19 protein-coding genes are annotated in these 22,004 nt (G+C 61.4%); 9 read left to right on the top strand and 10 right to left on the bottom strand.

Translation table 11 applies throughout. The features are described from left to right. Positions 1 to 164: 164 nt before the first annotated feature. Positions 165 to 1,508 (bottom strand): FAD-dependent oxidoreductase, encoded by a 1,344-nt coding sequence (locus HV675_RS11405; RefSeq protein ID WP_175111000.1) that lies wholly within the window; start codon positions 1,506 to 1,508, stop codon positions 165 to 167. A gap of 312 nt (positions 1,509 to 1,820) precedes the next feature. Continuing rightward, the gene (locus HV675_RS11400) at positions 1,821 to 2,408 is read right to left on the bottom strand and encodes a hypothetical protein (protein WP_175110999.1); all 588 of its coding nucleotides are present in this window, start codon (positions 2,406 to 2,408) and stop codon (positions 1,821 to 1,823) included. A 262-nt stretch (positions 2,409 to 2,670) separates the two neighbouring features. Between HV675_RS11400 and HV675_RS11395 the strand changes: the two genes are divergently transcribed. Further along, complete coding sequence (locus HV675_RS11395) at positions 2,671 to 3,426, top strand: DUF2459 domain-containing protein (RefSeq protein WP_246270190.1); 756 nt, start codon at positions 2,671 to 2,673, stop codon at positions 3,424 to 3,426. Between the two features lie 793 nt (positions 3,427 to 4,219). Here the strand turns inward: HV675_RS11395 and HV675_RS11390 are convergent. Next, positions 4,220 to 4,477, bottom strand: a complete 258-nt coding sequence (locus HV675_RS11390; RefSeq protein ID WP_246270189.1) for a hypothetical protein — start codon at positions 4,475 to 4,477, stop codon at positions 4,220 to 4,222. A 564-nt stretch (positions 4,478 to 5,041) separates the two neighbouring features. On the opposite strand from HV675_RS11390, the gene HV675_RS11385 reads away from it, so the two are divergent. Next, positions 5,042 to 5,623 carry a BPSL1445 family SYLF domain-containing lipoprotein gene (locus HV675_RS11385; RefSeq protein ID WP_175110998.1) on the top strand — a complete coding sequence of 194 codons (582 nt, stop codon included), beginning with the start codon at positions 5,042 to 5,044 and terminating at the stop codon, positions 5,621 to 5,623. A 713-nt stretch (positions 5,624 to 6,336) separates the two neighbouring features. Here HV675_RS11385 and HV675_RS11380 read toward each other — a convergent pair. Then, positions 6,337 to 6,477 carry a hypothetical protein gene (locus tag HV675_RS11380; RefSeq protein WP_175110997.1) on the bottom strand — a complete coding sequence of 47 codons (141 nt, stop codon included), beginning with the start codon at positions 6,475 to 6,477 and terminating at the stop codon, positions 6,337 to 6,339. Positions 6,478 to 6,591: 114 nt separating this feature from the next. Between HV675_RS11380 and HV675_RS11375 the strand changes: the two genes are divergently transcribed. Then, entirely contained in the window at positions 6,592 to 8,187 is a 1,596-nt protein-coding gene (locus HV675_RS11375; protein ID WP_175110996.1) for a hypothetical protein, read from the top strand. 99 nt (positions 8,188 to 8,286) lie between these two features. Here HV675_RS11375 and HV675_RS11370 read toward each other — a convergent pair whose 3' ends face one another. Then, positions 8,287 to 9,585: an L-fuconate dehydratase gene (locus tag HV675_RS11370; protein WP_175110995.1), complete on the bottom strand. Its 1,299-nt coding sequence runs from the start codon at positions 9,583 to 9,585 to the stop codon at positions 8,287 to 8,289. A gap of 113 nt (positions 9,586 to 9,698) precedes the next feature. Between HV675_RS11370 and HV675_RS11365 the strand changes: the two genes are divergently transcribed. The 4 genes from HV675_RS11365 to HV675_RS11350 all read left to right on the top strand — a co-directional run bounded on the left by HV675_RS11365 (position 9,699) and on the right by HV675_RS11350 (position 14,236). Then, positions 9,699 to 10,457 (top strand): GntR family transcriptional regulator, encoded by a 759-nt coding sequence (locus HV675_RS11365; protein WP_175110994.1) that lies wholly within the window; start codon positions 9,699 to 9,701, stop codon positions 10,455 to 10,457. 143 nt (positions 10,458 to 10,600) lie between these two features. Next, entirely contained in the window at positions 10,601 to 12,112 is a 1,512-nt protein-coding gene (locus HV675_RS11360) for a sugar ABC transporter ATP-binding protein (protein WP_175110993.1), read from the top strand. A 19-nt stretch (positions 12,113 to 12,131) separates the two neighbouring features. Continuing rightward, positions 12,132 to 13,157, top strand: coding sequence for an ABC transporter permease (locus HV675_RS11355; protein WP_175110992.1), 1,026 nt, complete (start codon positions 12,132 to 12,134; stop codon positions 13,155 to 13,157). Positions 13,158 to 13,294: 137 nt separating this feature from the next. Beyond that, positions 13,295 to 14,236, top strand: coding sequence for an ABC transporter substrate-binding protein (locus HV675_RS11350; protein ID WP_175110991.1), 942 nt, complete (start codon positions 13,295 to 13,297; stop codon positions 14,234 to 14,236). Positions 14,237 to 14,297: 61 nt separating this feature from the next. Here HV675_RS11350 and HV675_RS11345 read toward each other — a convergent pair whose 3' ends face one another. The 3 genes from HV675_RS11345 to tkt form a co-directional block, all read right to left on the bottom strand. Continuing rightward, a complete protein-coding gene (locus tag HV675_RS11345) occupies positions 14,298 to 14,960 on the bottom strand; it encodes a TolB family protein (protein ID WP_175110990.1) in 663 nt (220 codons plus the stop codon). Between the two features lie 201 nt (positions 14,961 to 15,161). Then, positions 15,162 to 16,142: a phosphogluconate dehydrogenase (NAD(+)-dependent, decarboxylating) gene (gene gnd / locus HV675_RS11340; RefSeq protein WP_175110989.1), complete on the bottom strand. Its 981-nt coding sequence runs from the start codon at positions 16,140 to 16,142 to the stop codon at positions 15,162 to 15,164. 6 nt (positions 16,143 to 16,148) lie between these two features. Beyond that, positions 16,149 to 18,230: a transketolase gene (gene tkt / locus HV675_RS11335; protein WP_175110988.1), complete on the bottom strand. Its 2,082-nt coding sequence runs from the start codon at positions 18,228 to 18,230 to the stop codon at positions 16,149 to 16,151. Positions 18,231 to 18,722: 492 nt separating this feature from the next. Between tkt and HV675_RS11330 the strand changes: the two genes are divergently transcribed. Next, positions 18,723 to 19,064 (top strand): hypothetical protein, encoded by a 342-nt coding sequence (locus HV675_RS11330; protein WP_175110987.1) that lies wholly within the window; start codon positions 18,723 to 18,725, stop codon positions 19,062 to 19,064. A gap of 126 nt (positions 19,065 to 19,190) precedes the next feature. Then, complete coding sequence (locus HV675_RS11325) at positions 19,191 to 19,763, top strand: hypothetical protein (RefSeq protein WP_175110986.1); 573 nt, start codon at positions 19,191 to 19,193, stop codon at positions 19,761 to 19,763. A gap of 59 nt (positions 19,764 to 19,822) precedes the next feature. On the opposite strand, the gene HV675_RS11320 is transcribed toward HV675_RS11325, so the two are convergent. Continuing rightward, a complete protein-coding gene (locus HV675_RS11320; RefSeq protein ID WP_175110985.1) occupies positions 19,823 to 20,893 on the bottom strand; it encodes a DMT family transporter in 1,071 nt (356 codons plus the stop codon). A gap of 115 nt (positions 20,894 to 21,008) precedes the next feature. Further along, positions 21,009 to 21,980 (bottom strand): AraC family transcriptional regulator, encoded by a 972-nt coding sequence (locus HV675_RS11315; RefSeq protein WP_175110984.1) that lies wholly within the window; start codon positions 21,978 to 21,980, stop codon positions 21,009 to 21,011. Positions 21,981 to 22,004 lie beyond the last annotated feature (24 nt).

Below are 22,004 nucleotides of genomic sequence, written 5' to 3'. Positions count from 1 at the left end.
CTCCCGTCAAAGGTCAGCCAGCATGACATGCGACGTTTCAGCTTTGCCCAGGTACGACATTACAGCTTTGCCGTAACAGCCAGTTCGTTGATAATTTATATTATGTCAAATATCAAATTACCAACAACCGCCCATCGCCCACAGCGCCTCACATCCACAAAACGCTACGCATTAAGCGCCTTCACCTTCTCCATCACCTCTGGCGAGTTGAGCACGCTCGCCGGTTTTATGAGCTGCAGCGTTTCGACATAGAGCTTGTGTAGCGCGGGGTCGCGTGTAGCTGCGTTCGAGAGCGCAAACTGATATTCAAGCATCTGCTGCAGATTTTCCGGCCGCTGGCCGCGCGTACCCGGATAAATCAGATCCGGAATCGACGACATTGTCCAAGGATCGTCGATGACCGACTCGATACGCTGCAGATAGTCGCGGCCAATCCCGGCCAGCGGATCGTCATGCACAGCATGCGCCGCCAGCACGTCGCGCAACACCACGGCCTCCTTGGCTGCGACTGTCATGCCGTGCCCGTAGACTGGATTGAGTCTGCATACCGAATCGCCCAACGGAATCAACCCGCGCGGAAAAGCGGGCATGCGATTGAAATGCCGGCGACGGCTTTCCACAAAGCTATAGCGCGCGATTTCGCCCCGCCGCTTGCCGCTTTTGATGAGATCGTAGGTCGTCTTTGTCCGAAGGTCTTGCGAGAAGGCGACGAATGCGTCTTCGTCGGCCGGCGACTTGTCCGCTCCGCGGCTCACAAGCAGTACGAACCAGAGTCCGTCTTCGCGCAGCACCGTGCATCCGCATCGGCTCTTTTCCGGCGCCTCGGCGAGCGTTATCGATGTCGTGAAATCCGGCAGCGCAGCCGCCGGGACGTCATAGAGCGCAGTCGCATAGTTGACGTCCACACCGATCACGGTTTCTTCTGGCTCGGGCAAGCCAACGCTCTTCAGGAACTCGATCGTCGGTGTGCCCCGCCCCGTCGCATCGACAATCAGTTCGGCGGACAGCATTTGCCGCTCGCCGTCGCGATTTTCATAAGAGACGGCGGTTACGGCACCACCGTCAGGTTCCCCGAGGATGGCAATTTGGCGGCCGCCGCCGGCAAGGCTCACGTTCCGGCGTTCTTCAAGCCGCGTGCGCATAACGAACTCCATCCGCGGACGCGACATGGCCACGAGATGAATGCCGAGAGGATTTCGTGGCAATGCAGGCAGGCCCGGAAGCTCGACCTGCGCGTCCATGCCGGCATCGACAGTATGTCCGCCGGACTGAACCGCGCTGCGTGTAAAGCCGGGCAAGAGCTCATTGACTGCGATCAATCCACCCGCCAGCAGAACATGCGGGTGCTTTCCCTGAGGCACGCCGGCACGCGGCGCGGCACCTTCAAGTTCGTCTCGCTCCAGCACGACAATGCGCTCAAAATGATCGGCAAGGGCCGACGCCGCGACCAGGCCGCTGACTCCAGCGCCAATTACAACGGCTTGCCTTCCCTTCCATTTCTTCGACATTCAACCCCTCTGCCAGGCACCCCGAGTGCGACCGATATTCCGGCCGTTGCAAACACGCCAGCATTGGCACTCGCAAAAATGTACGGGGATATCCTAACATCAACAGGGGTATCAACATGTATGGCAGGATGCGAATTGAAAAATCGAATTCCGAAGCCACGAAGCCGACAACAAAATGAAATCTCGATGCTTACGGAACGAGATCGACACCGCAGCCGTATCCGCGCAGCGGATCGACGTCCGTCGAATGGAGGTGGCGTGATTGCGCCGTATCGGCAGGTTCTGGATGAATTATTAGCTTTCCGAACCGGCCTACTGGGTGGCGCCAGGACTCACCGATATCGCGATCGCCTCCGTATATACGACCTTCACCTGATCGCCCTTCCGGATGTTTTTCAACTGCTCCGGATCCTCCACGATCACGTCCACCGTGTTACCTTGAGGCCCCTTCAACGTGACGGATTTCGCCTTCGCATTGATGGAGACGACGTCTGCCATCACCGTCACCTCACGGCCGACGGTGCCACCTGGCTTCGCACCAAGCGCTGCTCGTTGCTCGATCATCCGCTGCGTCTCGGAACGTGGGCCGCTCGTTTTCTCGAGGCTTAGCGAGATCGCTTGCCTGTATTCGGTTGTGACAATATCGCCAACCTTCAGTTGGTCCAGATTGCGCGCCTCCTCGCCGACCTCAACCTCGAACACCTTACCTTTCCCATCCTTCAGTGTTACGGTCCGGGTATCCCGCTCAATTGCGACGACCGTGGCCGTTACCGTGGCCGTTGCCGCCACCGTCGCCTTACCCGGTGCTTTGGTGACATCCACCGAAGTTTGCGGCTGAGCACACGCCAGTTGTGCCGCCATGGCGACGGCCGCCGTGTACAGCAATTTCCCGACCTTCATTTCTGCGCTCCTGAAATACGCAGTCCGCAGTTCGCCCACGAGCACTGCCTCGTGAAATCCCCTGCCCGCTCACTCGACTTCAGCCTAGTCGCTGCGTTATACGGGCGATATTGGACCTTGGTCCAATCGGCCACGCGGGAACGGCCGGCAAAGACTGACGAGGTTGCAGCCTGTTTCGTCACATGGACCCATCCGGCAAGCGTGCCCAATCGCCTCCGCACTCGCTGATACCGGCGCGAGCGCGTGCTGCCTGAATGCGTCGATGGTTACCCTCACGCGCGTCGTCGCTGCCTACACTTCTGGAATGCGCGGCGCCCATCATCCACCCCCAATGACGCGAACGGTCGCGCTGCTGGCCGGGCCGGCGCTTGCCCACGCCGCAATCCTCGCCGCCTGCTCGACCATTCCTCTCGCGCCTGCCAGCGGGCCGCCGGTGACCACCATCGACGTGGTCGAGCGCGGCTGGCATACCGATGTCTGCGTACAGGTGCAGGATGTGCCGGACTTGCAGGCGTCGCTCGCGCCGGGCTTCGACGGCGCCACCCATCTTTGCTTCGGCTTCGGCGAACGCGAGTTTGCGATGACGCGGGAGCACAGCATTCTCACGACGCTGTCGGCCCTGTGGCCCGGGCGCGGCGCGATCCTGATGACGGTGCTGCGCGATACCCCCGCCGCCGCGTACGGCGCCAATAAGGTGGTCACGCTGCAGGTGGCCGAAGCCGGCATGGCGCACCTCGCCGCGTATCTCGCCCGGTCGGTGCAGCGCGACGAACTATCGCATCCCGTGCGGCTCGGCGACGGCCCGTATGCCGGCAGCCTGTATTTCGGCGCCACAGCGAACTACGCCGGCTACTACACCTGCAACACCTGGACCGCCGACGCCCTGCGGTCCGCGCAGTTGCCAATGGACGGCGCGGTACTGTTCGCCGGCTCCCTGTTCCGGCAGGCGCGCGAAGTTGCCGCCTGCCAGCATCCCGACAACCTCACTGGCACGGACCCGGCGTGCATATCACGGTAGAACCCGCCGGAACGACGACCGTGTGAGCGTTCGGTGGCGGCGAGGAGTCGCTGCTGCTCAGCGAGATGCAGCCGGCTAGCGCCAGCAGATGAAGCAATGCCAGTGAGCACGCGAAGATTCTGAACCTTGCCATGGCGATCTCCAGGTCAGGTCGGGCAAGTATCGATGCGGGCGTCCGCAACGCCGGCTTTGCCCTTCTGCGAGTATAGGTAACGACTGACGGATCGCCGTTTGCCGGCCGTGTCCTCTCCGTCAAATCCGGTAGGTCCCGTATCGGTCGGACGGAGTTCGCCCGATACGGGCCGCGTCGACCGCGGTCCATTCACCTCGACCATACCCGCACATACATGACAAACGATCCGATCTACGGTAAGCAATACGTACTATCACCGTCGCCGCAAAAATGCGGACCAGCGAGCGGTTCGAACAGTGATCAGGAGCACGCTGCAGTGTTGCCCTGTCAGAGTGGTGAAGCTCACCCCAACTGCTCCGTGAGCCCCGATAGACGCAGATTGCGCCTGGCTGGAACGCGTGGAGCACGTGTGTCTCTTCTGCAGCCGGCGACTGCGTGAATAGAGTTCCCATCCCTGACGATGCGGTAGGAACCTCTACGCTATTCCGTGACGACTCGCGACTGGATGCCGCCGTGCATACAGAACCCGACAATGAGGTAGCCGACACGGATTGTCGTATCGAGCCTTACCGCGACCACGGCGCTCGTAATCGCCCTACCCGCGCGCCGCAATGTGTCGGCACAACGGCGCGCTGCAACGGAAATTTCCCCGGACCATCATCACTGAGTCGCGCTATAACGCGCATGCGCAATCGTTGCATCGCGCTCCTTGCGGGCTTCGGTCTTCTTTTCGTCATAGACCTTCTTTGCGGCGGCGACTTTCCTTTGATATACGCGATTGGCGGCGGCCTCCTGCTGACGCATTCTCACGATCGCATCGCTACTGCCCTCATGAACCGCATGCGCCGCCGGGGTCGATGCAGGTTCATTCTGCGCCGACACCGACAATGCATGCACCGCAACAATACCCGCCAGCATGATTCTGATCAGTTTCACGATCTTCTCCTCTCTTTCGCCTTTACATCGCACCCTACTCGTTGCGCACGATACGAGCGATAGCAGGGCACGGCCCGTTTGACTCAGAACGAATAAACGATGACAACATCCGGATTTAAAATTAATCCGCTTAAAACAACACGACGGTGATCAAGTTATTTCGGCTGTTATAGGTGACATCTCATGCAGTCACAAGGCGGAGAGTCCGAGCCGCCTCCAGCTTGAAACCTGTGGGTCAACTATCTTTGGCAAGTGGTTTAGTGCGGTTCTATGGATAGAATGTACTAAACGGCCTGATCAGTATAGGGCGGCCACAAGCTTAACGATTCAATGCAGCTTGCCTCCCGGTTGCAGAGCCTCGTTACAGGTACTTCTCGTAAATATACGAAATCTTATTAGCGACCTTTTCGTCGTATTTTGCTAAAGCTCTTTCTAAACGATAACTATTAGCGAAGAACCTGGAACGATTGGCCGGCCGGCAGGTTGGCCCCCGGCCGATTTCCTGAATCTGTTCGAATCCATCAACCACCCACATGGAGGACAACGATGCGGCGACGGGATTTCCTGATCAGTACGATTTCCGCAGTTATCTTGGCCGGATACTGTGGATGCACGACGACTTCGGGTGGTGGCGAAAGCGCAGCCACAGATATGGCGAGGCGCCAGTCAATCGATGCGAGCGTCGAAGGTGTGATGTCGCGTCTTTACACGTCGGTCAAAGGGTCGCGGGAACTTGTGTCGAAGGCACGGGGCGTCCTGGTGTTCCCGAACGTGCTCCAGGCCGGATTCATCATCGGCGCTCAGCATGGCGATGGCTCACTGCAAGTGGGCGGTAGCACCGTTGGGTACTACAGCACGACATCGGGCTCGTTCGGGCTGACCGCGGGTGCGCAATCGAAAGCGCTTGTCTTTCTTTTCATGACCGCCGATGCGCTCGCCCAGTTCCGCGGTTCAAATGGCTGGACGGTTGCAGGCGATGCGTCAGTCGCGCTCGTAAAAGTCGGCGCAAACGGCACGATCGACACGACGACGGCCACAGCACCTGTCGAGGTGATAGTCATGACCAACGCTGGGCTGATGGCGGATGTTTCGCTCGCCGGGACGAAGGTTACGCCGCTAAAGATCTGAGTCCCGGACCACGTTCATACGGAAATCCATTGTCCAACTTCACAACACGGCCCCGAACGCACACGGTCATTGCGCCCACTTACCGCGGGTGCATCCGATGACGCAATCCGGCTTATACATGACAAAGAGCAAGCCGTTACTAAACCTTTCCGATACGCCGGTGCCGTCATAGAGTGGTTAGAGGATTCAGCACGTCCCGTCCGGTCTGCACGCGGCAATCGATTCGTCTCGCATGCGAGCTGGCAGACGGCGAAAAGCTTCAAGGACAAGACCTGACAAGACAGTAGGAGCAAGTCGACCTCGATTCGCAAGGCTTTTTTGAACGCGTCTTCCGGCGGTGCTGCGGTGGACCATCAGCACTGCGCAAGGGGAATTTCATGGCATTTGTTCTGCTAGCTGCGATTTTTCTCACGTCGTCGGGATTTCTTGTCAGCACTGTGCAAGCGCCGGCCTCACCAACGGCGCTTGCGCCAGCGCCCGCGGAGGCGGTTGCACCGGCCACCGCTTCCGGGCCATAACGAAGACAAGACCGCGTGGCCCCGCAACCAGGCCGCGAATTCCGTTGGGCGAACTGCGCACGGCTGCAGCGGGCACCGGAAATTCACGTCGCTCATTTCGCACGGCCCTTTCGATACCGCGAACACGACTTCGTGAATCACGTCAACGCAGCAAAATTCGCTGCGGGAATCCGCTTGACGAGATCTGTCGAACCTTCAGGCAATCGGTGCGCGGCCGATGCAGATCTTCACAGCTCGGCACCGCTTGTCGACGAGCGATTCGCCGATCCATCCGCGACACAGCGCGATCTTCACACCGCGTTCGGAATATCGAGTGCCCTTCGAATCGTCGAGCATGTCGGCGTCTTCCGATCTCCCTCAAGTTCCGTCACCGTCTGCCGACAATGAAGGCATCGAGCGCCAGAACCAACTGGTTAACTTTCCTTTTTCCTACTAAGTATCCTTTGCACGATGACTTCTATCTCCGCCTTCAATCCCGCGAACACGATCGCGTCGCTGCTTGACCCAACCGCGACGAACACGCTCACCACCAAACCTGGCAATTCCAGCGAGGCTTCGCCACTGTCGCCGTCGACATTGGTCACGCTGGGGGCAATGACGCCAGTTCAGTCCATTTATTCGATGCTCGATGGCTCCGCTTCCCCGGTTTGGGAAACATCGTCAAACAATGCCATTTCATCGCTGATGGGCATCAACTTCTCGGCGCTGTCGGGCGCGCAGCAATTCGAGGGTTTAGGCGCGGCGCTGTTGAACCAGATCGGTTCCTTTGGCAACAGCTTTTCCCAATCCGTGATGTTGGCCGGTGCAAATGCGAGTCCGACTGCGATTGCGAATGCACAATCTCAATTGCACAGTTCGGCGGCCAACGAAATCACGCTGGATGTGACGACAAAGTCCGGCGCCAAGGTCGAAGTCACGCTGGACAGCGACACAAACGGACTCGCCGTTCGAGTCGACGTGACCAACGGCACGCTGAGCGCGACGGACAAAACCGCACTCGCCAGGCTCTCCAATGGTTTTCAATCCGCAATCGACGGACTCACGGAAGAGCCGCCGACGATCAACCTCGGCGGACTGATGCAATTCGACTCGAGCGATATCTCGTCGATTGATTTCCAGGCGAGCGTGCAAGGCGCCACCGGCACGCAAACCGTCGACCTCCATGCCGATACCCAGAAGCGTTCGCTCAGCGCAAGCGGCCCGGACGGCACGATCAAGTTGAACATCGACATGTCGAACCTGATGATCATTGGCAGCGCCCAGCAGCAGGCCGCCGCAATCCAGAGCTATCTGCAGCAGTTCGACAATGAGCAGTCGCGCGGCCACGGCAATGTTGCATTGATGTCGATGTTCGATAGCGCATTCAGCGAACTGAACAGCAATTACCCCGTCGGGCCGACGAGCGCTGACTTCAATGCGTCATCGGCCCTGCCGGACACCGCTCAAAGCATGCTGACCGGCCTCGCGGATTTCACCGCTTCCGTCGCGCAGACGCCGGTCTCCAGCAACTCACTCAAACCGAAAGAAACGGACACGTTCGACTACGAGGTCTCCCAGAGCACCGAAACCGAATCGGACAGGGCCAATCTTTCCATCGACCAGCACCAAAGCTCGCACCTCAGCGCGAGTTTTCACACCGCGCTTCAAGGCATGCAACTGGCGCTTGGGGATACGCCACAGTCCCAGAACTACAACTACTATCAGATCGACGATTTTGCATCCAGCAATGCTCAGGTTGCATTTCGCAAAGGCGAACTCGTCAAAGCGACGCTCGACCATTCGGCCGCGCAGTCAACGTATAAGCAGCAGTACGTGCAAGGCCTGCTCATGCAAAACATCGAGTTGCCGCCTGAGACGCAGTCGTTCTCAAAGAACATGTTGTATCTGCTCGACCAGCTTCCGACCTCCGCACAACCCGCGACCGGCACGCCCCCCGCGAGCAGCGCGAGTGCCGATCAGGCCGAAGCGATCTCGCAGCAGGTCAACCGTTTCGTGGGTCTGCAGGTGAATCCGTCGGATGTGCTGTTTGCGGGCAAGCAGGACTGACCGCCCCGCCCTATCGGGCCGCGCATCGATGCGCCGACGCATCGATGCATCGAAACAAAGGCCCGCGCGACCGGTCAGGATCGCGCGGGCTTCACCGCATCAAGCCTGCCAGGCCTCACCGTCCGGAAACTGGTGCTGACTGAGCGACGCGTCGAGCATCTCGATGCTGTACCCCGGTCGCTGCGGCGGCATATAGCGTCCATTGCGGATCACCACCGGATCCACGAAATGCTCGTGCAGATGATCGACGTACTCGAGCACGCGATTGTCGAGCGACGCCGATACGCAGATATAGTCGAACAGCGAAATATGCTGCACGTACTCGCACAATCCGACGCCACCCGCATGCGGGCACACCGGCACGCCGAACTTCGCTGCCATCAGCAGCACCACGATCACTTCGTTTAGCCCGCCCAGCCGGCAGCTGTCGATCTGGCAAAAATCGATTGCTTGCGCCTGCAACAATTGTTTGAACATCACGCGGTTGTGGCAATGTTCGCCGGTCGCGACACCGATTGATCCCAGCCGCCGACGAATCGCCGCGTGACCGAGAATATCGTCGGGACTGGTCGGCTCCTCGATCCACCATGGGTCGAACTCCGCGAGACGCCGCATGTTCGCCACGGCCTCGTCGACGTCCCATACCTGATTCGCGTCCATCATCAGCTTCAGGTTTTCGCCGATTTCTTCGCGCAGAATGCGCGCGCGGCGCACGTCTTCCTCGAGATTGCCGCCTACTTTCTGCTTGAAGTGGGTCCACCCCTGCGCGACGCCTTCGCGCGCGAGACGACGGATTTTCTCATCGTCATAGCCGAGCCAGCCGGCAGACGTCGTATATGCGGGGTAACCCTGGGCCAGCATTTCCTTTTCGCGCTCGCCCTTGGTCTTCGCATGACGATGCAGCATGGCGAGCGCCTCATAAGGCGTGATCGCATCCGTTACATAGCGAAAATCCAGACAACGCACAAGCTCTTCCGGGCTCATATCGACGAGCAGCTTCCAGACGGGCTTGCCCACGGATTTCGCCCACAAGTCCCATACGGCATTCACGACGGCCGCCGTTGCCAGATGAATCGCGCCTTTGTCCGGTCCGATCCAGCGCAATTGACTGTCCGAGGTGAACGCTCGCCAGAACGCGCCCATATTCGCGACGATATCTTCGAGCTTCCTGCCGACAATCAACGGCATCAACGCATTGGCCGCCGTCACACAGATTTCATTGCCGCGCCCGATCGTAAACGTGAGGCCGTGGCCCGTGAGCGCGTGCGGCGAATCGGTTTGCAGCGTCACATAGGTAGCCGAATAATCCGGCGCGGCGTTCATTGCGTCGGAGCCGTCCAGTGAACGCGAGGTGGGAAACCGGATATCCCGGACGGACAGGCCTGTGATCGTAGTCATATGGGCACCTCCTCCATGAACGATGGCTAGCGGCTTGCGCGTCCGTGCACACATTTTTTAGGGAGTGCGCTAAGGATTTGCACGCGTTGACAACGGGGGATTCGCTTTCTAGCATGCTAGCATGTTCTCCGGGAAACAAGTCCACTGTGAGCTCTTCATCTGATGCGAGTGTCGTCAGCAATCCTTATGTTGCACTGCAAAAGGTCCGGGGCGGCGAACGCGGCAGTTTGACCGATGCGGTGGAACAGGCGCTAAGAGAAGCAATCGTCACCTTGGCGCTGGAACCCGGAATGATGATTGACAAGATGGCGGTCTGCGAACGGATGGGCGTGTCGCGCTTTCCGGTTTCCGCCGCATTGGCAAGGCTCGAGCACGCAGGCCTTGTCGAGGTTTTGCCGCAACGCGGCACGCGCGTCAAACCGATCGGCATCGACGACATCCGCCAGCATCTGTTTATCCGCAGTGCACTGGAAGTCGAGACGGTACGCGGCGTCGCGTTGTTGCGCGATCAGGCAACCCTCGAGGCGCTCGCCACCAACCTCGACAGGCAGCGCGAACTCGCGCCGGGCGGCGAACGTCATGCGTTTCATGAACTCGATCTCGCCTTCCACGAGATTCTGCTCGATGCGGTCAAGCTGCCACGGGTGAAGGAAATCGTCGCGGTGTCGCGCAATGCGCTGGACCGCGCGAGGCAATTGCTTGCCAGTCCTGAACGGCTTGTCCATACGTTCGAAGAACACGAACGCATCTACGAAGCGATTCGCGACGGCAATGCGGACGCCGCCGCCAAGTCAATGCACGACCATTTGAGCCAGGTGGTTGCGGAGCTGCATCGATCCGCAAAGGCAAGGCCGGATCTTTTCGAGCTTTAGTCATGCGCCGTTCGACGAGCTTAAAGAACATGCAGTAGCGGCAACCGATAAAGCATCACGCACACCAAAGCAGGAACAGGCAAACCCGACTGAATTTCGCGCCATCGAGCGCAGCGTCACAGAGGCGTCAACCGATACGCACCATGAACCCACTCATCCGCGTCAACAAGCTGTGCAAGAGCTTCCCCGGCGTCCGGGCGCTTCACGAGGTCCACTTCGAGTTGATGGCCGGCGAGGTTCATGCGTTGATGGGCGAGAACGGCGCCGGCAAATCGACGCTGATGAAAATCCTCGCCGGCGTCTACACGCGGGATACCGGCGAAATGCGGGTCGACGGTCAGCCCGTCGAATTCGCGAGCCCGCGGGACGCGCAGGCAATGGGCATCGGCATCATTCATCAGGAACTGCAACTGATGAACCATCTGAGCGTCGCGCAGAATATTTTCATCGGCCGCGAGCCGCGCAAAGGCTTTGGTCTCTTTCTCGACGACGACAAACTCAACGCGCAAGCGCGCGACATTCTCGCCCGCATGCATGTGAACATCGACCCGCGCACCGCCGTCGGTACGCTCACAGTGGCAAGCCAGCAGATGGTCGAGATTGCGAAGGCCCTGTCGTTCGACTCGCGCGTGCTGATCATGGACGAGCCCACCTCCGCGCTCAACGACGCGGAGATCGCCGAACTGTTTCGCATCATCCGCCAGCTCAAGGAACGCGGTGTCGGCATCGTCTATATCTCGCACAAGATGGACGAGCTCAAGCAGATTTCCGATCGCGTCACCGTGATGCGCGACGGCGAATACGTCGCGACGGTTCCGACCCACGAAACGAGCGTCGAAACGATTATCGGCATGATGGTCGGAAGAACCTTGACCGACATCGCGCCCGCGCAACACACGGAGCAAAAAGGCGATATCGCGCTCGAAGTGAGACATCTGTGCGCAGGCCCGCTCGTCAGGGACGTGAGCTTCGAACTGCGCAAAGGGGAGATATTGGGCTTTGCCGGACTGATGGGCGCAGGCCGCACCGAAGTGGCCCGCGCGGTGTTCGGCGCCGATCCGATCGAGTCCGGCGAGGTCTTCGTAAAAGGCGCGAAAGCTTCGATCCGGCACCCATGCGATGCGGTCAAACGCGGCATCGGCTACCTCTCCGAAGACCGCAAGCGCTTCGGTCTCGCAACAGGCATGGACGTCGAATCGAACATCGTGATGTCCGATCTCGGCAAGTTCCTGTCGTGCAACATGTTTCTGCGCCGCGCGCAGATTCGCAAACGGGCGCTGCATTTCATCAACCTGCTGGCGATTCGCACGCCGTCCGCGACCCAGCCGGTGCGTTTGCTGTCGGGCGGCAACCAGCAAAAGATCGTGATTGCGAAGTGGCTCGAGCGCGATTGCGACGTGCTGTTCTTCGACGAGCCGACGCGCGGCATCGATGTCGGCGCGAAAAGCGAAATCTACAAGCTGCTGCGTTCGCTCGCCGCGCAAGGCAAGGCGATTGTGATGATTTCGTCCGAGCTACCCGAGATTCTGCGCGTGAGCGATCGCATCGTCGTGATGTGCGAAGGCCGCATTACCGGCGAGCTGTCCGCCCGTGACGCGACGCAGGAGCGCATCATGCATCTCGCGACGCAGCGTGAAACCCTGAAAGCGGCATGAGTTCAACGAGGTCCCTTACATGACACTGCAATCGGATATGGCGGCGCCCGCTAACGACCGCGGCACGTCCAGCCTGCGCGCCCGCATCTTCGCGCCCACTGCGCTGCAGAAGCTGCTCGCGTTCACGAGCCTGATTCTGCTGCTCATCTTTTTCAGCTTCGCATCGCCCGCGTTCATGCAGATGGATAACATCCTCGGCATCCTGCAGGCGACCGCGGTCAACGGCGTGCTGGCCATCGCCAGCACATTCGTCATTATCACCGGCGGCATCGACCTGTCGGTCGGCACGTTGATGACCTTCACGGCCGTCATCTGCGGCGTGTTTCTCACGTACTGGCATTTGCCGATGTGGATCGGCGTGATCGCGGCGATCGCGACCGGCGCGCTCTGCGGAACCGTGTCGGGCACGCTGACCGCGAAGATGAAAATTCCGCCGTTTATCGCGACGCTCGGCATGATGCTGCTGCTCAAAGGGCTGTCGCTCGTCGTGTCGTCGGACAAGCCGATCTATTTCACCGACACCGAAAACTTCTACATGATTTCGCAGGACTCGCTGATCGGACATATCCTGCCGGGCGTGCCGATTCCGAACGCGGTGCTGATCCTGTTTATCCTCGCCATCGCGAGTTCGATCACGCTCAATCGCACGGCGCTCGGCCGCTATACGTTCGCGCTAGGCAGCAACGAAGAAGCCGTGCGTCTGTCCGGCGTGAATGTCGACCGCTGGAAGATTGCGATTTACGGCGTCGGCGGCGCGATTTGCGGTATTGCCGGACTCCTGATCGCCTCGCGTCTGAATTCCGCGCAGCCCGCGCTCGGCCAGGGTTACGAGCTCGAAGCGATCGCCGCGGTCGTGATCGGCGGCACGTCGCTGAGCGGCGGCTCGGGCACGATACTCGGCACGATCATCGGCGCGTTCATCATGAGCGTGCTGACCAACGGCTTGCGCATCATGTCCGTTGCGCAGGAATGGCAGATCGTCGTCACCGGTCTCATCATCATTCTTGCGGTGTACGCGGATATCCTGCGACGCAGGAAAGGATGAGTCGCAAGGCAAAGAAAAAGCAAAACGCACAAAGCAAGAGGCACAAGTAAAAGCAAGGCAGGAACAACACAGACGCGAGCCCTCAGAGGCTCTTTGAACGGCTGCAGATTGATAGCCCACCTTTGGAGGAGAACCACATGTTGAAAAGAAAACTTATCGCCGTTGCGGTCGGCGTCAGCGCGCTGGTCGGTGCAAGTAGCATCGCGTATGCGGATCAGCCGTACATTCCGCTGATCTCGAAAGGCTTCCAGCATCAATTCTGGCAGGCGGTCAAAGCGGGCGCCGAACAGTCCGCGAAGGCCAACAACGTGAGAATCACGTTCGAAGGCCCGGAGACGGAGGCCATGGTCGACAAGCAGATCGACATGCTGTCGGCTGCGCTCGCGAAGAACCCGCAGGCGCTCGGCATTGCGGCACTCGACAGCAAGGCGGCTATTCCGCTGCTCAAGCGCGCGCAGAACAGCAAGATTCCGGTGATCGCATTCGACTCGGGCGTGGACAGCGACATTCCGCTCACGACCTGCTCGACGGATAACCTCGCCGCCGCCGCGCTCGCCGCCGACAAGATGGCGGAGTTGATCGGCAATGCCGGCGAAGTCGGCGTCATCGTGCACGACCAGACGAGCCGCACGGGCGTGGAGCGTCGCGACGGCTTCCTGAACGAGATCAAGGCGAAGCATCCGAACATCAAGATCGTCTCCGTGCAATACGGCGGCGGCGACCACTTGAAGTCGGCGGAAATCGCGAAGGCCATGATCCAGTCGAACCCGAACATCAAGGGCATATTCGGCGCGAATGAAGGCTCGGCCGAAGGCGCCGCGATCGGCGTGAAGGAGTCGGGCAAAAAGCTCGTGCTGATCGGCTTCGACTCCGGCAAGGAGCAGAAAGAAGACATCACGTCGGGCCTGATGGCCGGCGCGATCACGCAGAACCCGGTCGGCATCGGCAAGTGCGTCGTCGATTCCGCGGTGAAAGCGTTGAAGGGCGAGAATCTGCCGAAGAAGGTCGACACCGGGTTCTACTGGTACGACAAGACCAATATGAACGACCCGAAAATTGCCGCGGTGCTTTACGACTGACGAGGCAAGCGCGACGACGTGCGGCAGAAGAAGGCGCTAGCCGCGCCCTCTTCTGCGCGCATCAGTTCTGCTCCCGCTCTACGCTGCGCAACGCGTTCGGATCCTCGCCGACGACCTTGATCATTTTCCCCGCGGGCGAGACCAGCACCTCAGGGTCCCACGATCCGTGGTCCGCCATCACACGATGCTGCTCGACCATCAGCGAGCCCGCATACTTGCCTCGGGTCACCACGCTCAGCGCATTGCCGTCGGTCACGTAGCGCTGCGGGCCGCCCGCTGCCGGCACCGCGTGAATCGCCGCCGAGTCCGACGAAGCCGCCGTCAGAAAATAGACCGTCGCGCCGTCCGGTGAAAAGATCGGATGATCGATATCGGCCAGCACGTTTGCCGGCTTTCCCTTTCCGGCCGGTTTGCCGGTCACGAGCCGCACGGCCTTGTGATCTTTTAGACGGATCACCCATAAGTCGCGCACGGCGGGACTGTCGTGAGCCTCGTCGACGTCGCGCGTCAGCCGCGTGAAGGCGATCGCGTCGCCGGCCGGCGACAAGGCCGGCGCGTCGTCGGCGCCGGTTTCGGTCAGCGCTTCGGTGGCCCCGCCCGGCGCGGTATAGACGATGTTGCCCTCCTGCACCGAGACCGCGCCGATCGGCGCGGCAGCCCACGACGGATGGAACGCGATCGCAAGACAGCCCAGCGCAGCGATCGCGGGTAATGCCGGTTTCATGACGGTTTCCTGATTGTTGTAGGGTTTCCGTCGGCATGGAGCCGGTTCATGCGCGATGCGTGAACGCCGCCCGCTCGAGCGGGCGCGCGTCACGACACCGGTCAGCGCGGCCGCACGCCGACCGATGGTCGCGAATGCTTCCTTATCGGGTATATCGGCCGGGATGTCCCGGCCTTGAGGGTGGCGCGCGCCGCAGCGCGCTCACTTCACAGGAAATTCCTTGTGGCCGCCGAAGCCGAAACGCATCGCCGACAGCATGCGCTCGGGGAACGCCGCCGCATCGCGCGAGCGGAAGCGCGTGTAGAGCGCCGCCGACAGCACCTGTGCGGGCACCGCTTCCTCGATCGCGGCTTCGATGGTCCAGCGCCCTTCTCCGCTGTCCGCGACCTCGGTCGAGAAATGCTGCAGCGAGTTGTCCTGCGCGAGCGCGCCAGCGGTCAGATCGAGCAGCCACGACGACACCACGCTGCCGCGCCGCCAGACTTCCGCGACGTCCGCCAGATCGATCTGAAACCGCTGGTCTTCCGGCAGTTCGGCCATGTTCTTGTGTTCGAGAATATGAAAGCCTTCGGCATACGCCTGCATCAGCCCGTACTCGATGCCGTTGTGGACCATCTTCACGAAATGCCCGGAGCCGACCGGGCCGACGTGCATATAGCCGTTTTCGACACGCGCATCGCGTCCGCCGCGATCCGGCGTGGCGGGGATATCGCCGCGGCCCGGCGCCAGCACCGACAGGATCGGATCGATGCGCCGCACAATCTCGTCGTCGCCGCCGATCATCATGCAATAGCCGCGCTCGAGCCCCCAGATGCCGCCCGACGTGCCGACGTCCACATAGTGCAGGCCCTGTTCGCGAAGCTGCGCGGCACGGCGGATATCGTCCTTGTAAAAGGTGTTGCCGCCGTCGATCACCACGTCGCCCTTGCCAAGCAGCTTGCGCAGATCGGCAAGCGTGTCCTCGGTGATCTTGCCGGCAGGCAGCATCAGCCAGACCACGCGCGGCGCCGTCAGCTTCGCGACGAGATCGGCCAGATCTTTCGCAGGCGTCGCGCCTTCCTTCGCCAGGGTGTCGGTCGCCTGAGGATTGTGATCGTAAGCGACGCACTGATGCCCGCCGCGCATGAGGCGCCGTCCGATATTGCCGCCCATGCGTCCCAAACCGATGATTCCGATCTGCATGATGTGTCACTCCTTGCCGTTGGATTTCACTCGCTCGATCTGTTTTTTCGCTTCATCGACGACACGCTCCGGCGTAAAGCCGAACTTCGTTCTCAGCGCCTTCAATGGCGCGGAAGCACCGAACGTATGCATGACGATTTGCGAGCCGAGACGGCCGACGTAGCGGTCCCAACCCAGCGTGGCCGCCTGCTCGACCGCGACGCGCGCATGCACGTCGGGCGGCAGGACCGAGTCCTTGTACGCGTGATCCTGCTTTTCGAAAATCTCCCAGGACGGCATCGACACGACGCGCGCCGCAATGCCTTCCGCCTTGAGTTTCTCGTAAGCCTCGACACACAGCGACACTTCGCTGCCGGTGGCGAGCAGCAGCACCTGCGGCTTCTTGCCGCCGTCCGCATCCGCGAGCACGTAGGCGCCGCGCCGCACGCCTTCGGCGGCGCCATATTTCTTGCGATCGAAAGTCGGCAGCGCCTGGCGCGTCAACACGATGCAAGCCGGCTCGTGCGGACGGGACAGCGCGACCCGCCATGCCTCGGCGACTTCGTTCGCGTCCCCCGGACGCAGCGTCGTGAGCCCGGGCACGCCGCGCAGCGACGCGAGCTGCTCGATCGGCTGGTGCGTCGGACCGTCCTCGCCGAGGCCGATCGAATCATGCGTAAACACATAGATGACCGGCACTTCCATGATCGACGACAGGCGGATCGGCGGCTTCATGTAGTCGCTGAAAATCAGGAACGTCGACGCATACGGCCGCAGGCCGGACAGCGCGAGGCCGTTCGCCACCGCGCCCATCCCATGTTCGCGAATGCCGAAGTGCAGATTGCGCCCGCCGTAGCTGCCGTGCTCGAAGCTGCCCGCGCCTTCGAACTTGAGGTTGGTCTTGGTCGACGGCGACAGATCGGCCGCACCGCCGATCAGCCATGGAATGCGCTGCGCGAGCGCATTGAGCACCTTGCCTGACGATTCCCGCGTCGCGACGCCTTTCGGGTCCGCGTCGAAGGTCGGAATATCCGCGTCCCAGTTATCGGGCAGCTTCGCTTCGAGCATCAGGCGGAATTCTTTCGCGAGTGCCGGATATTGCTTGCCGTATGCGTCAAACCGCTTCGCCCATTCGCCATGCGCGGTCTTGCCGCGCGCGCCCATGCCCTGCGCGAGGTGCTGCATCACGCCGTCGGGCACGAGGAACTGCGCATCTTCCGGCCAGCCGTAAGCGCGCTTGGCGAGCTTGATCTCCTCCACGCCGAGCGGCTCGCCATGCGCGGCCGAACTGTCCTGCTTGTGCGGCGCGCCCCAGCCGATCACGCTCTTCACGATGATGATGGTCGGCCGGTCGGTGGTCGCTTTCGCTGTCGTCAACGCCGCTTCGAACGCGGCGCCATCGTTCGCGTCGTCCACGTGCAGCGCGTTCCAGTTGTAGCCTTGAAAGCGCGCGGCCACGTCGTCGCTGTATGCGAGATCGGTATGACCTTCGATCGTCACGCGGTTGCTGTCGTAGATCCAGATGAGATTGGACAGCTTCAGATGGCCGGCGAGCGACGCCGCCTCGTGCGACACTCCTTCCATCAGATCGCCGTCGCCGCACAGCGCATACACGCGGTAATCGAATAGCGGCGCATCGGCCTGATTGAAATGCGCCTCCTTCCAGCGCGCCGCCATCGCCATGCCGACGCTATTGCCGAGCCCCTGGCCGAGCGGACCGGTGGTGGTCTCGACGCCGGTGGTCATGCCGTATTCGGGGTGACCCGGCGTCTTGCTGTCGAGCTGCCGGAACTGCTTGATGTCGTCGAGGGAAACGGCGGGCTTGCCGGTCGGCTTGCCGTTCGCATCCACTTCCTTTACGCCAAACAGGTGCAGCAGCGAATAAAGCAGCATCGACGCGTGCCCGACCGACAGCACGAACCGGTCGCGGTTCGGCCAGTCCGGTGCGTCCGGATCGTAACGCAGGTGGTTCTGCCACAGATGAAACGCGATTGGGGCAAGCGCCATCGGCGTGCCGGGGTGGCCCGAATCGGCCTTCTGCACGGCGTCCATCGATAGTGTGCGGATGGTATCGATGGCGAGGCGATCGAGATTGGGTGCTGAGGACATGAGCAACGACTCCTTTTCAGAGTACGCTGCGGCACACTAGCATGCCGCAACGGGCAACCAGGTCGATTCACAAGTGTAGTGCCTTCACGCGGTCACTGCAGTCCTGATAGTCTGCGCCGCGCCCACTGTGGATGCGAGGACATGCCGCACCGTAATCGCGGTTGCGTCGACGATTCGCCGGTATGCGGTGTAAGCGCTCTAAGCGGCGCAAGCGGCCGCTTACGGGAAAAATTACCCGCGCAATGGTCACCGGGCGACGCACGACGCCGCGAAATACGCATTCAGGCATGGGCACAGCGGCATTTCAGGCAACGCGATGACGGCACGCGACGCACACTTCATATGGACCGCCGCTCGCGCGGTGTGTTCGCACTTGCTGCTAACATTTGGCGAATTGAATCTCGCATGGGACGTCCACATCGTGGCATCGGGCGGCATCGACGCACCGGCGGGCGCCGGTTGGCGGACGGGAAAATAGGGACATTAATGGAAATGAAACGGGAATTCACCGGATCCACCGGTGCGCGAGCGGAACTGCTGTGCTTTCTCGTCGCGATCGCGGCGGCATCGTATGCGCTCACGCAGGAGTGGCGCGTCGACCATGTGGTCGAGTGCTGCCGCCAGTGGCTGCGCAAGAACGAGATGAAGATGCACTGGCTCGACCGCGTGCGTACCGGTCAACTCGCGCTGAAGATCGCCACGCACGACCTGGAAGACGCCGGCATTGCCGTGCGGCTGTCGAGCGTGTCCGCCCTCTTCACCGACGAAATGGAACTGAACGAAGCAAGCACGATGGTGCAAAGAATGATGACGCTGTGTCACGATGCGCTTTGACTCACGTCGTCGAGACGCGCGGCCGGGAGCATCACGAAGAGGATGAAGGCGGCGCAGCGAGCAGGTTCATGCAAGCAGGTCGACGGAAAATTCAGACGTCACAATAAATCGCCTTCGGGGTAGGCCATGCATAAAGTTGCGCTTTTTACCGTAGCGGTGTCGGTTCTGCTGAGTGGCTGCAACCGTCACACCGACGATGCCAGAAATTGTGTCGCGGGCAACACGCAGTCGATGAATGTGGCTCAGGCCATGGCGGTGCTGAAGGCGGCGGGTTACGAAGTCAGGCAAGCGGGGGACGCGCCGGCCCCCACTGCGCAAACGGCTGTCCCGCCTCAAATCGCGGTCGCGCCGCCAATCCCGCCGCAAATCGCGCCTGCCCCGCAAACCGAAGCACCGGCGCAAACATCGGCACGACGCCAGTTCTCGCTCGTGTGCAATACGACGCTGCAAGGCCAGCGCGTTTCGCAGAATCTGTCGGTCGATCTCGATGCGGATACCGTCAACGGCACGAAAGCTCAGGTGTCGGACGCTGAAATCAAATGGAAGACCGACGCGCATGACCAGAACGGCACGGCGTTCAGCGGTGAAGTCCATACGCTGAACCGGTTGACCGGCGACTACCGCTTCTACGATGAAAGTGCGTTGTATTCGTCGGTGCCGGTCTGGCAGTGCGCGCCCGCGGCGACGCGCCTCTTCTGATAGTTCACCGGCCCACGGGTGCGCGCCGCCTGGTGCAAACACCCGATGGCGGATGCCGGCTAGTGCGGATGCCGGTGATGAACGTCCGGAAAATGCCCATGGGAATGCGTAATCGGCGGATGCACGTGCGCATGGGTATGCGGTTCGTCGCCGGAATACGGAAAATCATGCTCGTGCTGATGATGCGCATCGTGCGTGTGCCGATGCGTGTGTTCCAGCCATTCATGCGTATGTTCATGCTCGTGGCGCTCGCGAACATGCAGCACGATACCGAGCGTCATCAGCGCGGCCGCGACCCAGAACGCGACGCTCGGCCATTCCGGCCATAGCATGAACGACAGCGCGACGCCGATCAACGGCGCAAGCGCAAAGTACGCGCCGGTGCGCGCGGTGCCGAGTTCGCGCAGCGCGGCGACATACAGCACGAGACTCACGCCATAGCCGACGAGCCCCGTCAGCATCGCGGCGCCGATCGTGGGCGCATCGTGCCACGAGTGCGCCGCGAACCCGCCGGTAGCGAATGCAATCGCAAGGTTCACCGGCCCGGCGGTTAGCCCCTTCACGCACGCAATCATCATCGCGTCGTTGGCCGACACCTTGCGCGTCAGGTTGTTGTCGATCGCCCAGCACAGGCACGCACCGATGATCAACAGCGCGCCGAGCGACATGCCTATGTCGTCGGGGCGCCACGACAGCACCACGCTGCCCGCGACGATCGCCACCATGCCGAGAAACACCTGCACGTCGACATTCTCGCGAAACACGACCCACGCGATTACCGCGCTCAACACGCCTTCGAGATTGAGCAGCAGCGAACTGGCCGAGGCCGGCGTGATCGATAGCCCGAGCATCAGCAACGCGGGGCCCGCGACGCCGCCCGCGGCGATCGCGCCGATCAGCCATGGCAATTCGTCCCGGCTGATCCGGTGAGGCCGGCGTGTCGCAGCAGGTGTGCGCAGCCGCCGGATAATCATCGCGATGCCGAGCCCGAGTCCGCTGCCGAGATAGAAGAGCCCCGCCACCATGAATGGCGACATGTCGTCGAGCAGAGCCTTCGCGAGCGGGGTGGCGGCGCCGAACAGCGCAGCCGCGGCAAGCGCCGTCACTATCCCGCCGAATCGTGGGTTCATTGCAGAAACGTTCGCGCGACGCGGATCCAAAGCGACAGTGTATCGGCCACTGCCCAACAGATTCCCAACAACCTCCCTTTCGCAAGGGTGGAATGTCGAGATCACGCAACGGCGATCACTCGCGCACGGACTCGCACGCACGCGGGGCGCGGTTGGCGCGGCGCCGCTGCGCGAATTCGCGCGGCGTCACGCCATGATGGTCCTTGAACGCGCGGCTGAAGTGCGCGGCGTTCAGAAAACCGCACTGGTCCGCGACATGGCGAATCATCAGGTCCGGCGCCTCCGACAGCAGCCGGCCCGCGTGCGCGATCCGCAGCGCGTAGGCATAGCGCATCACCGACAGACCTTCCGCCTTGAACGCACGCGACAGCCCACTTGGCGAAACGTTGACGTCTGCCGCGAGGCTCGGCACATCGAGCGACGCGTCGCCGATGCGCCGTGCGATCGCCTGTCTGGCGAGCCAGACGATGGTCGCGCCCGAGCGGCGCGCAAACGCTGCATGGCTCGGCTTCAGCAGCACGTCCATCAGATCGATACATTGCGCGCTCATACGCTTGAGCAGCGATTCGCTCGCGCGGCCGACCTGCGCGGTCAGGTTCAGCACCAGTTCGCGCACCGCGCTCACGTCCGCGCCGATCGGCACCGGCTCGCACCCGCTATGAAGCCGATGCGCGAGGCCGCGCGCACGCAGCGAGGTCTTCGTCATCCGTACGATCGACAGCGCGGTCGGTTCGCGAAACGACTCCTCGAATTCGAACGACGGGTCGGTCAGCACGATATCGCCCGGACCGGCGCGCAGCGATCGCCCCTTCTGTTCGACCGACATGCTGCCCGAGCGGACGATGAGCAGACGAATTTCGTCGACTGCCCGGTATCCGGGCGCACGCAGATTCGGCGAGACGGTCTGCCCGGCGAGTTCGAAACGGCCGATCAGCATTTCTCCCGCATGCAGATAGGACGCCGTCGACTGGCCGGAATGCGACGCATCGAAGCGACAGGACAAGCCGATCGTCGACATCGCGTCGATCCAGCCTCCGCGGTCGACCGGCGTACCGCACCATGAATGCTGCCCAACCTGTAAGTCCATTGCAACGCTCCCTCCTTCACATGT

It is taken from the genome of Paraburkholderia solisilvae (genome assembly GCF_902859875.1).
GTDB lineage: Bacteria > Pseudomonadota > Gammaproteobacteria > Burkholderiales > Burkholderiaceae > Paraburkholderia > Paraburkholderia solisilvae.
The sequence above is the reverse complement of the archived record's forward strand: the minus strand, read 5'-3'. Positions and strand labels throughout refer to the sequence as shown.

Excerpts from the sequence above, each read along its gene's own strand:
- HV675_RS11405 (WP_175111000.1), bottom strand. The coding sequence starts at position 1,508 with ATGTCGAAGAAATGGAAGGGAAGGCAAGCCGTTGTAATTGGCGCTGGA.
- HV675_RS11400 (WP_175110999.1), bottom strand. The coding sequence starts at position 2,408 with ATGAAGGTCGGGAAATTGCTGTACACGGCGGCCGTCGCCATGGCGGCA.
- HV675_RS11395 (WP_246270190.1), top strand. The coding sequence starts at position 2,671 with ATGGTTACCCTCACGCGCGTCGTCGCTGCCTACACTTCTGGAATGCGC.
- HV675_RS11390 (WP_246270189.1), bottom strand. The coding sequence starts at position 4,477 with ATGCTGGCGGGTATTGTTGCGGTGCATGCATTGTCGGTGTCGGCGCAG.
- HV675_RS11385 (WP_175110998.1), top strand. The coding sequence starts at position 5,042 with ATGCGGCGACGGGATTTCCTGATCAGTACGATTTCCGCAGTTATCTTG.
- HV675_RS11380 (WP_175110997.1), bottom strand. The coding sequence starts at position 6,477 with ATGCTCGACGATTCGAAGGGCACTCGATATTCCGAACGCGGTGTGAAG.
- HV675_RS11375 (WP_175110996.1), top strand. The coding sequence starts at position 6,592 with ATGACTTCTATCTCCGCCTTCAATCCCGCGAACACGATCGCGTCGCTG.
- HV675_RS11370 (WP_175110995.1), bottom strand. The coding sequence starts at position 9,585 with ATGACTACGATCACAGGCCTGTCCGTCCGGGATATCCGGTTTCCCACC.
- HV675_RS11365 (WP_175110994.1), top strand. The coding sequence starts at position 9,699 with ATGCTAGCATGTTCTCCGGGAAACAAGTCCACTGTGAGCTCTTCATCT.
- HV675_RS11360 (WP_175110993.1), top strand. The coding sequence starts at position 10,601 with ATGAACCCACTCATCCGCGTCAACAAGCTGTGCAAGAGCTTCCCCGGC.
- HV675_RS11355 (WP_175110992.1), top strand. The coding sequence starts at position 12,132 with ATGACACTGCAATCGGATATGGCGGCGCCCGCTAACGACCGCGGCACG.
- HV675_RS11350 (WP_175110991.1), top strand. The coding sequence starts at position 13,295 with ATGTTGAAAAGAAAACTTATCGCCGTTGCGGTCGGCGTCAGCGCGCTG.
- HV675_RS11345 (WP_175110990.1), bottom strand. The coding sequence starts at position 14,960 with ATGAAACCGGCATTACCCGCGATCGCTGCGCTGGGCTGTCTTGCGATC.
- gnd (WP_175110989.1), bottom strand. The coding sequence starts at position 16,142 with ATGCAGATCGGAATCATCGGTTTGGGACGCATGGGCGGCAATATCGGA.
- tkt (WP_175110988.1), bottom strand. The coding sequence starts at position 18,230 with ATGTCCTCAGCACCCAATCTCGATCGCCTCGCCATCGATACCATCCGC.
- HV675_RS11330 (WP_175110987.1), top strand. The coding sequence starts at position 18,723 with ATGAAACGGGAATTCACCGGATCCACCGGTGCGCGAGCGGAACTGCTG.
- HV675_RS11325 (WP_175110986.1), top strand. The coding sequence starts at position 19,191 with ATGCATAAAGTTGCGCTTTTTACCGTAGCGGTGTCGGTTCTGCTGAGT.
- HV675_RS11320 (WP_175110985.1), bottom strand. The coding sequence starts at position 20,893 with ATGAACCCACGATTCGGCGGGATAGTGACGGCGCTTGCCGCGGCTGCG.
- HV675_RS11315 (WP_175110984.1), bottom strand. The coding sequence starts at position 21,980 with ATGGACTTACAGGTTGGGCAGCATTCATGGTGCGGTACGCCGGTCGAC.